This window comes from Aeromicrobium sp. MLTX1, assembly GCF_046452335.1.
GTDB lineage: Bacteria > Actinomycetota > Actinomycetes > Propionibacteriales > Nocardioidaceae > Aeromicrobium.
Map to the genome: position 1 here is coordinate 1,893,018 of NZ_JBKFDN010000001.1, position 15,412 is coordinate 1,908,429.

The window sequence follows — 15,412 nt, forward strand, 5'->3', positions numbered from 1 at the left end:
TTGGGCCGGGCCCGTCAGGGTGACGCCGTGTCTCGTTCCCTCGCGTGCCTCGCCGGCACCGCCGTGCTGGCCACGGCCCTCCCGCTCCTGACCACCGCTGCCGCGGACGCGGCGCCCGAGAAGTCCTTCCACCGCGTCGCGACGTACCCCGTGTTCCAGAACGTCCCGGCGGGCACCCCCGCCTCGGCCGAGACGGTCGCCGAGATCTCGGCGGTGTCCGACGACGGCCGGACGCTCGTCTACACCGATGCCCTCGGCAAGCGCATCGGCTTCCTCGACATCAGCGACCCGTCGTCGCCGCGCGGCGAGGGCTCGCTGTCGCTGGAGGAGCTCGGCGACGCCGACGACCAGCCCACCTCGGTGAGCATCGTCGGGAAGTACGTCCTCGTGGTCGTCGACACCTCGGCGTCCTTCACCGAGCCGAGCGGTCGCCTCGACGTCGTCCGCCTGTCCGACGGCGTGCGGGTCCGCAGCATCGACCTGGGCGGCCAGCCCGACTCGATCGCCCTCGACCCCGCGAAGTCGGTGGCGGCGATCGCGATCGAGAACCAGCGCGACGAGGAGGCGACCCCGGCGGGCCGCGCGAAGGGCGACCTGCCGCAGGCCCCGGCGGGCTTCGTGCAGCTGCTCGACCTCGAGGGCGCGCCGGCCGACTGGAGCCTGCGCCGCGTCGACCTCGACCCCGCGGTGCTCGGCGCCGCCGGCATCGTCGAGCCGACCGACCCCGAACCGGAGTACGTCTCCATCAACGGGAAGGGCACGCTCGCCGTGACCCTCCAGGAGAACAACGGCATCGTGCTGATCGACACGGCCACGGGTGAGGTCGAGAAGGCCTTCAGCGCCGGCTCGGTGGCGCTCAGCGGCGTCGATGCGAAGAAGGACGGCGCGATCTCGCTGACCGACTCGCTGGCCGCCGCGCCGCGTGAGCCCGACGCCGTCGCTTGGATCGGCGACGACCACCTGGCCACCGCCAACGAGGGCGACTGGAAGGGCGGCACGCGCGGCTGGACCGTGTTCGACACCGACGGCGACGTCGTGTGGGACGCCGGCAACACCTTCGAGCGGATCGCGGTGAGGCACGGCCTCCACAACGACGACCGGGCCGCCAAGAAGGGCGCCGAGCCGGAGGGCCTCGCGATCGCCGAGTTCGACGGCACGCCGTACGCCTTCGTCGGCTCCGAGCGCAGCAACTTCGTCGCCGTGTACGACGTCAGCGATCCGGCCGACCCGGAGTTCGTCCAGATCATGCCGACGACGAACGGCCCCGAGGGCCTGCTGCCGATCCCGTCGCGCGGCCTCTTCGCGGTGTCCAGCGAGACGGACGACGCCAGCGTCGGCGTCCGCGCCACCGTGGGCCTCTACTCCTGGAAGCCGGGCCGGGCGGCGTTCCCGTCGATCGTGTCGGACGACAAGAGCGGCGCGCCGATCGGCTGGCAGGCGCTCGGCGCGCTGTCCGGCGACCCGAAGGACGCGACGACGCTGTGGACCGCGGCCGACACCGTGATCAAGAACGGCTCGCTCTACCGGGTCGACGTCTCGGCCACTCCGGCTCGCATCACCGACTCGGTGGCCGTGACGGACGGCGGCGCTCCGGCCGCGCTCGACATCGAGGGCCTGTTCAAGCGCCCTCAGGGTGGCTTCTGGCTCGCCTCCGAGGGTGCGACCGGCCCGGCCAACGTGCTCGTGCGCACCGACGACGCCGGCGCCGTGCAGGAGCGCGTCGCGCTGCCCGCCGATGTCACGGCGCGCCTGGGCAAGTGGGGCCTCGAGGGCGTGACCGCCACGAACGACGCCGACGGCGAGCACGTCTGGTTCGCCCTTCAGCGCCCGCTCGCCGGCGAGGACGTGGTGCGGATCGGCCGGTACGACGTCGCGGACGGCACGTTCCACTGGCTCGGCTACGAGCTGGAGAGCCCGCTGCGCGGCAGCGGCGACTGGGTGGGCCTGTCGGAGATCACCGCGATCGACGACGACACCTTCGCGGTCATCGAGCGCGACAAGCTCAACGGCCCGGCCGCCCGGAACAAGCGGATCTACACGTTCTCGGTCCCGAAGGACTCCACCGACGAGCTGCCGGTCGTGGAGAAGCGACTCGCCATCGACGTCCTCCCGCAGCTGCGGGCGACCAACGGCTGGACGCAGGAGAAGCTCGAGGGCTTCACGATCGCGGCCGACGGCTCGCTCTACGCCGTGACCGACAACGACGGCCTCAAGGACGCCACCGGGGAGACGGTATTCCTGCGCCTGGGCCGGGCCACCGACGCGTTCGGCGCGGAGCTCGCCACGACGACGAGCCTGAAGGTGTCGGCGTCGCGTGCCGCGTACGGCGCGCGCCTGGCCGCCACGGTCACGCTCGGGGGAGCGGCCACCTCGGGCTCGGTCGAGCTGCGCGACGGCTCGAAGGTCGTGGCGCGGGCCCGGGTGACGGGCGGGAGGGCCACGGTCACGCTGCCGCGCCTCGCGGTCGGGACGCACCGCCTGACGGCCCGCTTCGCGGGCTCGACCTCGGCGGCGGCGTCCACGAGCACGCCGGTGACCGTCACGGTCGTCAAGGCCGCGAGCCGGACGTCACTCGCGGCGAAGGGGAGCGTGAGGCGCGGCAAGCCGGTCAAGGTCGTCGCGACCGTCCGTGCCGCGGGCCACGTGCCGACGGGGAGGGTCCGGTTCGTGTCCGGAGGACGCGTCCTGAAGACCGTGAGCCTGAGGAACGGCAAGGCCGTTGCCACGGTCCGGCTGCGCACGACCGGTGGCCAGCGGATCCGCGCGGTCTATGTGGGCTCCACGCAGACGAAGGCCTCGACGTCGGCGCCCCGGAAGGTCACCGTCAGGCCATAATGGGCCGATGCCCAAGATCTCCGCGCCCACGGTCGGCGCGCACCGCGCAGCACAGCGTGCCGCGTTGGTGCGCGCCGCCGAGGCCGTCCTGAAGGAGGGTGGCGCCGCGGGTCTCAACCCGCGCACGGTCACCGAGCGGGCGGGGATGTCGCGGTCGAGCTTCTACGACTACTTCCCGTCGAAGGACGACCTGCTGGTGGCCGTCGCGATCGAGGCGTTCGGCCGCTGGAACGCGTCGCTCGCCGAGGCGCTCCGCGACGTCGAGCCCGGCCTGCCGCGGCTGCGGGCGCTCATCGAGACCACGATGCGGATGACCGCCGACGGCGAGCACGACCTGGAGGGTCATCTGCGCCAGGCCGAGTTCTCGCCGGCCCGGCTCGACGACCTCATGGTGCTGCACGACGAGGTGTTGCGGCCGGTGAGCGAGGTGACGGCCGAGCTCGGTGCGCCCCCGCGGTTCGTGCCGCTCGTGCACGGCGTCCTCGGCGCGGGCGTGCAGGCCGTCCAGCACGGCGCGGATCCGGCGGCGACCGCCGCGGACGTCGTCGCGCTCCTGGAGTCGGGACTGCCCCGCGCGTAGCGCCTCAGGAATCGAGTGACACACTGTCGGTATCTTCCCGACACAGTGTCGGGATGTGTCGATCCCGAGGAGTCCCATGTTCCTGGCGCTGCGCGAGCTGCGGTTCGCCCGTGGCCGCTTCGCCCTGATGGGCGCGGTGATCTCGCTGATCTCCGTGCTCGTCGTGCTGCTGTCCGGGATGTCCACCGGCCTGGTCAACGACGGCGTGTCCGGGCTCAAGGCGATGCCCGTCACCGCCTTCGCCTTCGACGAGGGCACGATGAAGGACAACGCCTTCAGCCGCTCGATCCTCGAGGAGGACCAGCTCGCGCCGTGGCGTGACGCCGAGGGGATCGACGCGGCCGAGCCGATGGGCGTCAGCATCGTGAACTCCACGACCGACGAGGACCAGCAGGTCGACCTCACGCTGCTCGGCGTCGATCCCGAGGGCGTCCTCGCCCCGCCGACGTCGAGCGGCGAGGGCCTCGGCACGCCCGACGGCATCGTCGTCTCGGAGACGCTGAAGGACGACGGCGTCACGATCGGCACGGTGGTGACGCTCGACCGCATCGACGTGGAGCTGACCGTGGTCGGGTTCACCGAGGGACAGGCGACGTTCGGCCACGTCGACGTCGCCTACCTGCCGCTGGCGACATGGCAGCTCATCGGGTCGAACGCCGTCCAGCCGGGCGCACCGACGGGGGCGACGGTCGCGGCGGCCGACTACCCGCTGTTCAGCGCGATCGCCGTGCGGGCGCAGGACGGCGCCGAGCCGGACCTCGCCGCGATCGACGAGGAGGCCGGGACGACGAGCATGACGCTCACCGAGTCGTTCAGCGCCTCGCCCGGCTACGAGGCCGAGACGATGACGCTCAGCATGATCCAGGTCTTCCTCTACGTGATCTGCGCGCTCGTCGTGGGCGCCTTCTTCACGGTCTGGACGATCCAGCGCGCCGGCGACCTCGCGGTGCTGCGCGCGATGGGCGCCTCCAGCCGCTACCTGCTGCGCGACAGCCTCGCCCAGGCCACGCTCGTCCTCGTCGTCTTCACCGGCATCGGCGTCGCCGCGGGCGTGGCGATGGGTGCGGTCATGCCGGACGCGATGCCGTTCGAGCTCGAGGCCGGACCGATCGCCGCCGCCTCCGCGCTCACGATCGTGCTCGGCCTGCTCGGCGCAGCCGTCTCGGTCCTGCGCATCACCCGCATCGACCCGCTCGCCGCCCTGGGAGGCCGACGATGACCACCGACACCACCCCGGCCCTGGAGATCCTCGACGCCACGCTGGAGCTCGGCGACGGGGACTCGCGCGTGCGCGCGCTCGACGGCGTCTCGCTGACCGTGCGCCCCGGCGAGCTCGTCGCCGTCGTGGGGCCGTCCGGCTCGGGCAAGTCCTCCCTGCTCGCGGTCGCCGGCGCGCTCTCGCAGCCCGACTCGGGCTCGGTCCGCGTGCACGGCACCGACCTCTCGACCCTGTCGAAGGGAGCAGCGGCGCGGTTCCGGCTCGCGACCATCGGCTTCGTGTTCCAGTCGGGCAACCTGCTGCCCGCGTTGTCGGCGGCCGACCAGGTGCGGCTCGCAGGCCGGATGTCCGGCCGCCGCGGCGTGGACCCCGCGCCCGTGCTCGACGCCGTGGGCATGGCGCACCGGGCGAAGCACCGTCCGGGCCACCTGTCGGGCGGCGAGCGTCAGCGCGTGGGCATCGCGCGCGCCCTCGTGAACGACCCCTCGCTGCTGCTCGTCGACGAGCCGACCGCGGCCCTCGACCGCCGCCGCAGCCACGAGGTCGTGCAGGTCCTGGCCGACCGGGCGCGCGACGCGGACGTCGCCGTCGTCATGGTCACGCACGACCACGACGTCCTCGGGCACTGCGACCGAGTGCTGGAGATGGTCGACGGGACTCTGACAGAGTTGCCCCATGCTGCCCGACGGATGGATCCCGCACCGACGCGGTGACGGCGAGGTGATCGGCTGGCTGGAGATCGTGGGCGACGACGTGATCGCCCACGACCTCCTCGGCCGTCGGGTGACGGCGCCCGGCGTCGACTGGCACGAGGCCGAGCAGGCGCTGGAGGAGCGCGGCATCGGCTACCTGGCCGACCAGTACACGCTCCTCACGGCCGAGGGCGCCATCGTCGCCGTGCGCATCGGCGAGGTGACCACGGACCGAGTGACGGTCGTGGAGGACGCGTTCGGCGGAGCCTCCGTGGTCGGTGCCGATCCTGCGACGCATGTCCTGCCGTTCCCCGTGCCGCGGACGCGGCTCTGGGACTACGTGCGCCCGAGCCTGGACCTCGGAAGCTGGCTCGACGACGACGGACGTCCGATCGCGTACGGATCCCGCTGGCTGGAGCCGCCCGAGGACTCCTACAGCACCTGTCGGCATCCGGAGCGGTTCGCGCCGGTCGTCGAGGTTGCCCGGGCGCTCATCGGCCACCTTGAGCGCACGTACGACGTCGAGCGGACCGAGAACCCGGAGGGCGAACGGACCCGGATCACGCTCACGCCGACGTCGGGCGACGGCACGCCAATCACCGTGCTCCTCCCACTGGCGGGACTTCCCGGCGTCGAGATCACCGCCGGCCTGCGGTACCGAAACTGGTGGCCGGGCTGCGGCTGCGACGCCTGCGACGAATCCGTTCCGGACCTGCTCGACGAGCTGGAGCGGGCGGTCTTCGCGCTGGTCGAGGGCACGATGCGCGAGTGGCGCAGCGGGCCCAGCGGCGACGTGCCGTGGATGATCGAGGTGGAGTTCGACGACGACCTGGTGCACTCGGGCTACGAGGCAGGCTGGTCGTCCGGCAGCCCGGAGCCGGTGGACGTGCCGACGACGCCGCGTCGCTGGGGTCCGTGGCCGCTCAGAGGCTGAGGCGCATCAGCACCCGCGGGAACCGGTTGAGGACCGAGTCGGTGTCGGCGACCTTCGTGAAGCCGGCGCGCTCGAACAGGGCGCGGGTGCCCACGTAGGCCATCGTGAGGTCGACCTTCGCGCCCTCGTTGTCGACCGGGTAGGCCTCGACCGCCGGGGCGCCCTCGGACCGCGCGTACGCGACGGCACCCGCGACGAGGTGGTGCGCGATGCCCTGTCCGCGGTGGCCCGGGCGGACGCGGACGCACCACAGGCTCCAGACGTCGAGGTCGTCGACGTGCGGGATCTTGCGGTTCGTGGCGAACGACGTGTCGGCCCGGGGGTGGATCGCCGCCCACCCCACGACCTCGTCGCCGTCGTAGGCCAGCACGCCGGGCGGACCTTGAGCCATCAGCTCGCGGACCTTCTCGCCGCGCGCCTGACGGTGCAGCTCGCGGTTGACCGTGCCGGGCACGCGGTAGCTGAGGCACCAGCACACGTCGGAGTCGGGCCGCTTGGGCCCCACCATCGTGCGGACGTCCTCGAACTCCGTGGCGGGGCGCACCTCGATCGCCATGCCCCGCATCAGATCAGATGACGGGGACGTTCGCCAGAGCCGCCTGCAGGTCCTCGTCCGACAGGGGGTCGTCCTCGAGCCGGCCGTTCAGGTACGAGTCGTACGCGCCGAGCTCCAGCAGGCCGTGACCGGACAGGCCCACGACGATGACGGGCTCGGTGCCGTTCTCGTTGGCCTCCAGCGCGGCCCGACGTGCCTGGGCGAGCGCGTGGGAGGACTCGGGCGCCGGGACGATGCCCTCGGTGCGCGCGAACTCGATGGCGCTGTCGAAGCACTCGCTCTGGTGCAGCGCCGTCGCCTCGATGAGGCCCTCGTGCACGGCGTGGGACACCAGCGGCGCCATCGCGTGGTAGCGCAGGCCTCCGGCGTGGATCGGCGACGGCACGAAGTCGTGACCCAGCGTGTACATCTTCATGAGCGGGGTCATGCCGCCGGTGTCGCCGAAGTCGTAGCGGTACTCGCCGCGCGTCAGCGTGGGGCACGAGGCCGGCTCGACGGCGAGGATCCGCGGCGACTGGTGGCCCGCGAGCTTCTCGCGCAGGAACGGGAACGTGAGACCGGCGAAGTTCGAGCCGCCGCCGGCGCAGCCGATCACGAGGTCCGCACCGTCCTCACCCGCCAGCGCGAGCTGCTTGAGCGCCTCCTCGCCGATGATCGTCTGGTGCAGCAGCACGTGGTTGAGCACCGAGCCCAGCGCGTACTTGATGGTCTCGTCCTGCGCGGCGACCTCGACGGCCTCGCTGATCGCGATGCCGAGCGATCCGGTGTGGTCCTCGGGCAGCGAGCGGCCGAACTCCGTGAGGCGGCTGGGGGAGCGGTGGACCTTGCCGCCGAAGACCTCGATGAGGGTGCGGCGCTGCGGCTTGGTGTCGAAGGAGGCGCCGACCTGCCAGACCTCGCACTCGAGGCCGAACAGCGAGCACGCGTAGGCGAGGGCGGTGCCCCACTGGCCGGCGCCGGTCTCGGTGGTCAGGCGGGTGACGCCGTGGATCGCGTTGTAGTACACCTGCGGCACCGACGTGTTGGTCTTGTGCGAGCCGGCCGGCGAGACGCCCTCGTACTTGTAGTAGATGCGCGCCGAGGTGCCGAGCGCCTGCTCCCAGCGGCGGGCGCGAACGAGCGGCGACGGCCGGTACTGGCGGTAGACGTCGCGCACGGGCTCGGGGATCTCGACGAAGCGCTCGGAGGTGACCTCCTGGGCGATCAGCTCCGGCGGGAACAGCGGCGCGAGGTCGTCGGGACCGACCGGCTGGTGCGTGCCCGGGTGCAGCGGCGGGGGCGGCGGCGTGGGGAAGTCCGGGACGATGTTGTACCAGTGCGTGGGCATGTCGGACTCGGGGAGCACGAACCTGATCTGATCGGTCACGCGGCGAGCCTAGTGGTCCCGGCTGCTCGCCGAGGGCGAGTGTCGGTTTCCCCGGTGACGTGGGTTCTCCTCACTGAACGTGGTTCCCTGTCACTTCCCGGGGGTTGCGATCCCCGGAGAGTGACGGCAAACCCAGGTAACCGGGGAATCCGTCAGCCCAGGCGAGCCGGTGCGCGGGACGCGAGCACGACGGCGGCGACGACGGGGACCGTCAGCACGGTGGCGACGGCGGTGAGCGCGCCGAAGCTCCAGACGGCGACGACGAGACCGGCGATCAAGCCTCCGGCGGCCCCGGCGAGGTTCATCGTCAGGTCGCTGAAGCCCTGCACGAGCGGCCGGACGTCCGGGGCGACGCTGCGCGTGAGCAGGGCCGCGCCCGCGATGACCGACATCGACCAGCCGACGCCCAGCAGGATCAGTCCGATCGTGATCTGCACGTCGGACGAGCCAGCGGTGCCCGCGATGCCGCAGGCCAGGATCAGCACGGCCTGCCCGAGCAGGATCGTGGGCTCGGGACCCCAGCGGTCGGACAGCCAGCCGAACAGCGGCGACAGCGCGAACATGCCGGCGATGTGGAGGCTGATCGTGAGACCGATGATCGAGAGCTCGGCGCCGTGGCCCGACATGTGCACCGGCGTCAGCGCCATGACCGCGACCATGACCGCGTGCGACAGCGCGACCGAGGTGATCGCGATGGCCGTGGCGCCGCGGACGTGAGGCAGCGCGGCGGCGATCCGCGGCGGCGGGGGAGCGGCGGCGTCGCGGCGCGGCAGCGGGTCGGGCCGCAGCAGCACCCACGTGAGGATCCCGGCCGCCGTGAACGCCACTGCCGAGAAGACCTGCGGGCCCGCCAGCTCGGGGATGCCGAGCGTGCGGGCGACCGCGGCGCCCGGACCGGTGAGGTTGGGGCCAGCGACCGACCCGATCGTCGTGGCCCACACCACGAGCGAGATCGAGCGGCCCACCTGCGCGGACTCGGCCCGGTCGGCGGCGGCGAACCGCGACTGGAGGTTGGCCGCGGTGCTCGCGCCGAACAGCAGGAACCCGACGAGCAGCAGCGGCAGCGAGCGCCACTCGCCGCCCGCGATCACGGCGACGGCGCCGAGCGCACCGCCCAGCCACCCCGCGGTGAGGGCGGGCCGGCGGCCGCGATGCACGGCGAGGTTCGACAGGGGCACCGTGAAGCCGGCGGCGCCGAGGGTCATCGCGACGACGGCGAGCCCCGCCCACCCGGCCGAGCCGCTGACGTCCTCGACGAGCAGGGCGCCCACCGCGAGGCCGGCGCCGTTGCCGATGCCGCCCACGACCTGGGCCAGCGCGAGCGTGCCCAGGGCGCGCCGCTGGTGCGCCCAGGTCACCTCAGGCCCAGATCGTGACGCGCTCGGCCGGGTCGAGCCACAGCGCGTCGTCCGGGGTCACGCCGAACGCCTCGTAGAAGGCGTCGATGTTGCGCACGACCTGGTTGCAGCGGAACTCCGGCGGCGAGTGCGGGTCGACCGTGAGGCGACGGATCGTCTCGGCCGGTCGCACCTTGCCCTGCCACGCACGCGCCCACGCCAGGAAGAAGCGCTGGTCGGGCGTGAGGCCGTCGATCGGGTCGGCGGGCTTCCCCTCCTGTGCGAGCTTGAACGCGAGGTACGCGATGCCGAGTCCGCCCAGGTCGCCGATGTTCTCGCCGATCGTGAGCGCGCCATTGACGGTCTGGCCGTCGGCGTTCTCGGGGCTGAGGTCGTCGTACTGCGCGATGATCCTCGCGGCGAGGCCGTCGAACGCGGCACGGTCCTCGTCGGTCCACCAGTTGCTCAGGGCGCCGGTGCCGTCGTACTGCGAGCCCTGGTCGTCGAAGCCGTGTCCGATCTCGTGGCCGATGACCGAGCCGATCGCGCCGTAGTTCACCGCGTCGTCGATCCCGGCGTCGAAGAACGGCGGCTGCAGGATCGCGGCGGGGAAGACGATCTCGTTCATCGTCGGGTTGTAGTAGGCGTTGACCGTCTGCGGGGTCATGTACCACTCGTCGCGGTCGATGGGCTGGCCGATCTTGGCCAGCTCGCGGTCCATCGCCACCGACTGCGCGCGGCGCGCGTTGCCGACGAGGTCGGCCGGGTCGGTCTCGAGGGCCGCGTAGTCCTTGAACGACTCGGGGTGGCCGATCTTCGGCGTGAACGCGTCGAGCTTCGCCAGCGCGCGCTGCTTGGTCTCGTCGCTCATCCACGGCAGCTCGCGGATGCTGATGCGGTAGGCCTCGAGGAGGTTCGCGATGAGCTCCTCCATGCGCGACTTCGCGTCGGCCGGGTACTCGGTGCGGACGTAGATCTTGCCGACGGCCTCGCCCATCGAGCCCTCGACGAAGCCGATGCCGCGCTTCCAGCGGGGACGCAGCTCGTCGGTGCCCTGCAGCGTCTTGCCGTAGAACGCGAAGTTGGTCTCGACGAAGTCGTCGGACAGGAACGGCGCGGCACCGTGCACGAGCTGCCAGCGCAGCCAGTCGCGCCACGCGGGGAGCGAGCCCTCGTCGAGGAGGCCCTGCAGGCCCTCAAGGTAGGACGGCTGCGAGACGACGGCCTCGGCCAGCACGGACAGGTCGATCCCGGCGGCCTGCGCCCACGCCTGCCAGTCGAAGGCGGGGGTGAGCTCGCCGAGCTCGGCGAACGTCTTGAGGTTGTAGGTCTTCTGGGCGTCGCGGACGGCGACGCGGTCCCAGTGGTGCGAGGCGATCGCGGTCTCGAGCTCGAGCACGCGGTCGGCGCGGTCGGCGGCATCGTCGAAGCCGGCCAGCTGGAGCATCGCGGCGACGTGGTCGCGGTAGGCGTCGCGGATCTCGGTGAACTGCTCGTCGCGGTAGTACGACTCGTCGGGCAGGCCGATGCCCGCCTGGACGACGTGCGTGACGTAGCGGTCGGGCTGGCCGCGGTCGGGCGCGATGTAGAGGCCGACGATGCTGTTGACGCCCGCACGCTCGAGCGCGCCGATCGTGCGGACGAGCGAGGGGATCGAGTCGATCGCGTCGATGGCGGCCAGGTCGTCGGCCAGGGGAGCGGCGCCGAGCTGCTCGATGCGCTCGGTGTCCATGAAGCTGGCGAACAGGTCGCCGATCTTGCGCTGCTCGTCGTCCTGTGGCTCGGCGGCGCAGGACTCGACGATGGAGCGGACGAGGATCTCGGCCTCGTCGACGAGGTCCACGAACCCTCCGGCGGTGGCCCGGTCGGGCTTGATCGGCGTGTCGCGCAGCCAAGGTCCGTTCACGTGGCGGAACAGGTCGTCCTGCGGGCGGATCTGGGTGTCGAACGTCGTGGGATCGAAGCCTTGGGTCACGCGGTTTAGGCTACACAGCGTGGCTCAGAAGACCGAGGTGGAACTGATCGTCCAGCGCACCGAGGACCTGGCGCCGCGACTGCGCCGCGTGGTACTCGGCGGACCCGCGTTCGACGAGTACCTGGCGCACCATCTCGACTCCACCGACACGTACGTCAAGCTCGTGTTCGCCGACGGCGACGACACCGTGCTGCGCACGTACACCGTGCGGTGGGTGGATCCCGAGGCCCGCGAGCTCGCGATCGACTTCGTCACGCACGGCACCGAGGGCCTCGCCGGGCCCTGGGCGCTGGCGGCACAGCCCGGCGACACGCTGCGATTCCGCGGCCCCGGCGGTGCCTACCGGCCACACCCCGACGCCGACCACCACCTGTTCGTGGGCGACGAGTCCGCCCTGCCGGCGATCGCCGCGTCCATCGCGGCCCTCGAGCCCGGCGCCACCGCGACGGCCTTCCTCGAGGTCGACGGCCCGGGGCACGAGATCGACCTGCCGACCTCGGGCGAGGTCGACGTGCACTGGCTGCACCGCGACGGCGCGGCACCCGGCTCCACCACGCTCCTCGACGACGCGGTGCGCGCCTGGCCGTGGCCGCAGGGTCGCGTCCAGGCCTTCGTGCACGGCGAGTCGGCACTGCTGAAGTCCGTGCGTCCCTACCTGCTCGACGGCCGCGTCGAACGCGCCGACATCTCCGTCTCGGCCTACTGGCGCAGCGGCGAGACCGAGGAGGGCTTCCGCGCCTGGAAGCGCGAGCAGCAGGACGCCGTCATGCGCCCCGGCGCCTGACGCCTACCCGCCGATCGCGGCCTCGAGCGCCTTCCGGCTGCCGCGCAGGTCGAACGCGAAGTCGGAGACGAACGCCACGGGGTCGTGCTTCCCGGGGCGCGGACGGATCGTGGACGTGCCGAAGAAGTAGTGGATCTCGTTGCCGTTCGCGGCGGCGAAGAGGTGCTCGTTCCGTGCCGTGTAGGCGTCGCCGGTGATGACGATGACGCGGGCGTCGGGATTGAACATCATGTTGAACATCCCGCTGCCGCCGTAGCCGGCGATCACCTTCGCGCGGGAGAAGATCCACGCCTGCTGACCCCACGTGAGCGTCTCGGGCCGCACGAGGCGGAAGCCCCGTCGCCGGAAGAACCGCTCGATCGCGGCGGCGCGTAGAGCCTCGCGCTGCGACCCCGGCGGGCGCGTGATGAAGAGGCGCTCGGGGGGCGGGACGTCGCGGGTCTCCGCGTCGCGCACGAGGTGACGGAACAGCGTCTGCCAGACCTCGCGCATCCGGAGGTCGACGAAGTGGGGGTTCTCGAACGCCGGCGTGCACGTGAGCAGCGCGTCCATCCGGACCGACTGGTTCGAGCGGAGGGCGATCACGGAGTCGGGCTCGATGCCGAATGCTCCCAGCATCTCCCGCTGGAACGGCCAGAGCTCGCGACGCTTCGGCGGCAGGGTCAGGACGACCCGGGCGTCGGGGAACCGCGACCGCACGAGGTCCCAGGCCCAGAGGTGGCCCAGCTGCTCGGTGACGGCGTGACCGAAGTGACCGGGATAGGTCGAGTCCAGCTGGAGGTGCGGGCCGGCGAGCGGCGGCAGCGACTCGTACTCGCGGCCCAGGCGCACGAAGTCCGGCGCGCTGGTGACGAGGTGCGGGTGGGTGAGCCGCTTGTTGTGGGGATGGCGGAACGAGCTGGGCAGGACGCGGCCGTGGCTCGTGGCGAGCATGCGGGGCAGGCACGTGACGTCGTGGGTGAGTCGCAGGTGCCGCTCCGGGACCTCGATCGTCGGGTGGAAGTGGGAGACGGAGGGTCGGCCGTGGACGTGCACGGTGGCCCGGGACGCGTAGGAGTAGGCGCGCTCCGTGTGGATCCGGTCCGCCTCATCGAGCGAGGGGCCGGAGGCATCCCGCAGCGGACGTGGCCACTCGCGCACGGTGAACAGGTGCGACGTGGCCTTGCGCACGAGCACCGCGCCGTCCATGACCTCCACGCCGTCGACGGCCAGCAGCGACTCCTCGTCCAGATCCGGGCGCGGGTCCGACGAGGACGCCGTGAGGACGTAAACGCCGCCGGGCTCCAGGGTCCACAGCAGCCGGTCGAGCACCGACGCGCCGGTGCGTCGCGCGCCGAGGTGGTCGACGATCGCCCGCGGCCGCACGCCGAGCGACTCCACGACCCAGGTGGCCAGGTCGGACCACCGCCGGTGGGCGTGCGGCGTGACGTTCTCGGGGAGGGCGCGCCGTGAAGGGTCCGTGCCCTTCGGGAGCACAAGGTGGATGCGGCTCTCCGGGAGCGCCTCGGCCAGCGCGACGAGTCCGGGATCGCCCGGGTCCAGACCGATGGCGACCACGTCGCCGGAGGCGGCGCCGGACCCCTCCACCGCCGCCAGCCACCGCGGTGCGGTGCGACCCTGGCGCATGAGGTGAGTGTAGGGACGGGAGGGACGCCAGAAACGCCTCCTTTGCCGCCCGGCGCGTCGTGGTGCCCCACCGGTAACCTCGACGGGTGACCGAATTGCGCAACGTGGCCGTGATCCTCGCCGGTGGCACCGGGACCCGTGTGGGGTTGGCGATCCCGAAGCAGCTGATCAAGATCGCCGGCAAGACGATCCTCGAGCACACCATCTCGGTGTTCCAGGCCGCCGACGCGGTCGACGAGATCATCATCCTCATGGCGCAGGGCCACCTCGACCCCGTGCACGCCATCGTGCGCGACGGCGCCTACCCGAAGGTCACGCAGGTGCTCGAGGGCGGCTCGACCCGCAACGAGACCACGAGCCTGGCGCTGCAGGCGCTCGGCGACGAGGAGTGCAACGTCCTCTTCCACGACGCGGTGCGTCCGCTCGTGTCGCAGACGATCATCTCCGACGTGGTCGACGCGCTCGCCACGTACGAGGCCGTCGACACCGCCATCCCGTCGGCCGACACCGTGGTCCAGGTGCACGACGAGCGCACGGGCGACCTCGACACGATCTCCGACGTGCTGCGTCGCGACCTGCTGCGCCGCGGCCAGACCCCGCAGGCCTTCCGGTCCTCGATCATCCGCGACGCCTACGAGAAGGCATGGCAGGACCCCGACTTCACCGCCACCGACGACTGCACCGTCGTGCTGCGCTACCGCCCCGACGTGCCGATCGCGGTCGTCCAGGGCCACGAGCGGAACATGAAGGTCACCGAGCCGATCGACGTCTACATCGCCGACAAGCTGTTCCAGCTGGCCTCGGCCGAGACGCCGGACGAGCTCGACGACGAGCAGTACCGCGCCGCCCTGGAGGGCAAGACGATGGTCGTGTTCGGCGGCTCCTACGGGATCGGCGGCGACATCGCGAAGCTCGCCGAGTCGTACGGCGCCCGGGTGTTCGCGTTCTCGCGCTCGTCCACGGGCACGCACGTCGACCGGCGCGAGGACGTCGCCGAGGCCGCGCGCGAGGTCGTGGAGAAGGCCGGCCGGGTCGACTTCGTCGTGAACACCGCCGGGGTGCTGCCGATCGGCGACCTCGCCGACACGTCCGAGGAGACGATCTGGGCCGCCACCGAGATCAACTACCTCGCCCCGATCTTCATCGCGCAGGAGTTCCGCCCGCTGCTGGCCGAGTCGAACGGCTCGCTGCTGCTGTTCACGTCGTCGTCCTACACGCGCGGCCGCAAGGGCTACTCGCTGTACTCGTCGGCGAAGGCCGCCACGGTGAACCTCACGCAGGCGCTGGCCGACGAGTGGGCCGGCGAGGTGCGCGTGAACTGCGTGAACCCCGAGCGCACCGGCACCCCGATGCGCACGAAGGCGTTCGGCGAGGAGCCCGAGGGCACGCTGCTGTCGTCCGAGGAGGTCGCGCGGCGCTCGCTCGACGTCCTCGTCGCGCCGATGACGGGCCACGTCATCGACATCCGCCGTGAGGCCGGCCCCGCCGCCATCGGCGGGGGCCACTGA

Annotated in this window: 12 protein-coding genes; 7 read left to right on the forward strand and 5 right to left on the reverse strand. The window is 72.1% G+C overall.

The annotated features are described in order from the left end of the window. The first annotated feature begins 27 nt into the window (after positions 1-27). The 5 genes from ACK99Q_RS09215 (at position 28) to ACK99Q_RS09235 (ending at position 6,260) form a co-directional block, all read left to right on the forward strand. On the forward strand, positions 28-2,835 hold the full coding sequence (locus ACK99Q_RS09215; RefSeq protein WP_410185823.1) for an esterase-like activity of phytase family protein: 2,808 nt from the start codon (positions 28-30) through the stop codon (positions 2,833-2,835). Positions 2,836-2,842: 7 nt separating this feature from the next. Continuing rightward, a complete protein-coding gene (locus ACK99Q_RS09220; RefSeq protein ID WP_410185824.1) occupies positions 2,843-3,415 on the forward strand; it encodes a TetR/AcrR family transcriptional regulator in 573 nt (190 codons plus the stop codon). 76 nt (positions 3,416-3,491) lie between these two features. Then, on the forward strand, positions 3,492-4,634 hold the full coding sequence (locus tag ACK99Q_RS09225; protein ID WP_410185825.1) for an ABC transporter permease: 1,143 nt from the start codon (positions 3,492-3,494) through the stop codon (positions 4,632-4,634). Next, positions 4,631-5,347 carry an ABC transporter ATP-binding protein gene (locus ACK99Q_RS09230; RefSeq protein WP_410185826.1) on the forward strand — a complete coding sequence of 239 codons (717 nt, stop codon included), beginning with the start codon at positions 4,631-4,633 and terminating at the stop codon, positions 5,345-5,347. The genes ACK99Q_RS09225 and ACK99Q_RS09230 overlap by 4 nt, the downstream gene beginning before the upstream one ends. Beyond that, the gene (locus ACK99Q_RS09235; protein WP_410185827.1) at positions 5,310-6,260 is read left to right on the forward strand and encodes a DUF6226 family protein; all 951 of its coding nucleotides are present in this window, start codon (positions 5,310-5,312) and stop codon (positions 6,258-6,260) included. Before ACK99Q_RS09230 ends, ACK99Q_RS09235 begins: the two co-directional genes overlap by 38 nt. Here the strand turns inward: ACK99Q_RS09235 and ACK99Q_RS09240 are convergent. The 4 genes from ACK99Q_RS09240 to ACK99Q_RS09255 form a co-directional block, all read right to left on the reverse strand. Next, complete coding sequence (locus ACK99Q_RS09240) at positions 6,250-6,816, reverse strand: N-acetyltransferase family protein (protein WP_410185828.1); 567 nt, start codon at positions 6,814-6,816, stop codon at positions 6,250-6,252. The genes ACK99Q_RS09235 and ACK99Q_RS09240 overlap by 11 nt on opposite strands. 13 nt (positions 6,817-6,829) lie before the next feature. Beyond that, positions 6,830-8,182, reverse strand: coding sequence for a TrpB-like pyridoxal phosphate-dependent enzyme (locus ACK99Q_RS09245; protein WP_410185829.1), 1,353 nt, complete (start codon positions 8,180-8,182; stop codon positions 6,830-6,832). A 152-nt stretch (positions 8,183-8,334) separates the two neighbouring features. Further along, positions 8,335-9,540 (reverse strand): MFS transporter, encoded by a 1,206-nt coding sequence (locus tag ACK99Q_RS09250; protein ID WP_410185830.1) that lies wholly within the window; start codon positions 9,538-9,540, stop codon positions 8,335-8,337. A gap of 1 nt (position 9,541) precedes the next feature. Beyond that, positions 9,542-11,494: a M13 family metallopeptidase gene (locus ACK99Q_RS09255; protein ID WP_410185831.1), complete on the reverse strand. Its 1,953-nt coding sequence runs from the start codon at positions 11,492-11,494 to the stop codon at positions 9,542-9,544. Positions 11,495-11,513: 19 nt separating this feature from the next. Between ACK99Q_RS09255 and ACK99Q_RS09260 the strand changes: the two genes are divergently transcribed. After that, a complete protein-coding gene (locus ACK99Q_RS09260; protein WP_410185832.1) occupies positions 11,514-12,278 on the forward strand; it encodes a siderophore-interacting protein in 765 nt (254 codons plus the stop codon). Between the two features lie 3 nt (positions 12,279-12,281). Here the strand turns inward: ACK99Q_RS09260 and ACK99Q_RS09265 are convergent, their stop codons facing one another. After that, positions 12,282-13,904, reverse strand: coding sequence for a glycosyltransferase family 61 protein (locus ACK99Q_RS09265; RefSeq protein ID WP_410185833.1), 1,623 nt, complete (start codon positions 13,902-13,904; stop codon positions 12,282-12,284). Positions 13,905-13,990: 86 nt separating this feature from the next. On the opposite strand from ACK99Q_RS09265, the gene ACK99Q_RS09270 reads away from it, so the two are divergent. Beyond that, positions 13,991-15,412, forward strand: coding sequence for an SDR family NAD(P)-dependent oxidoreductase (locus ACK99Q_RS09270; RefSeq protein ID WP_410185834.1), 1,422 nt, complete (start codon positions 13,991-13,993; stop codon positions 15,410-15,412).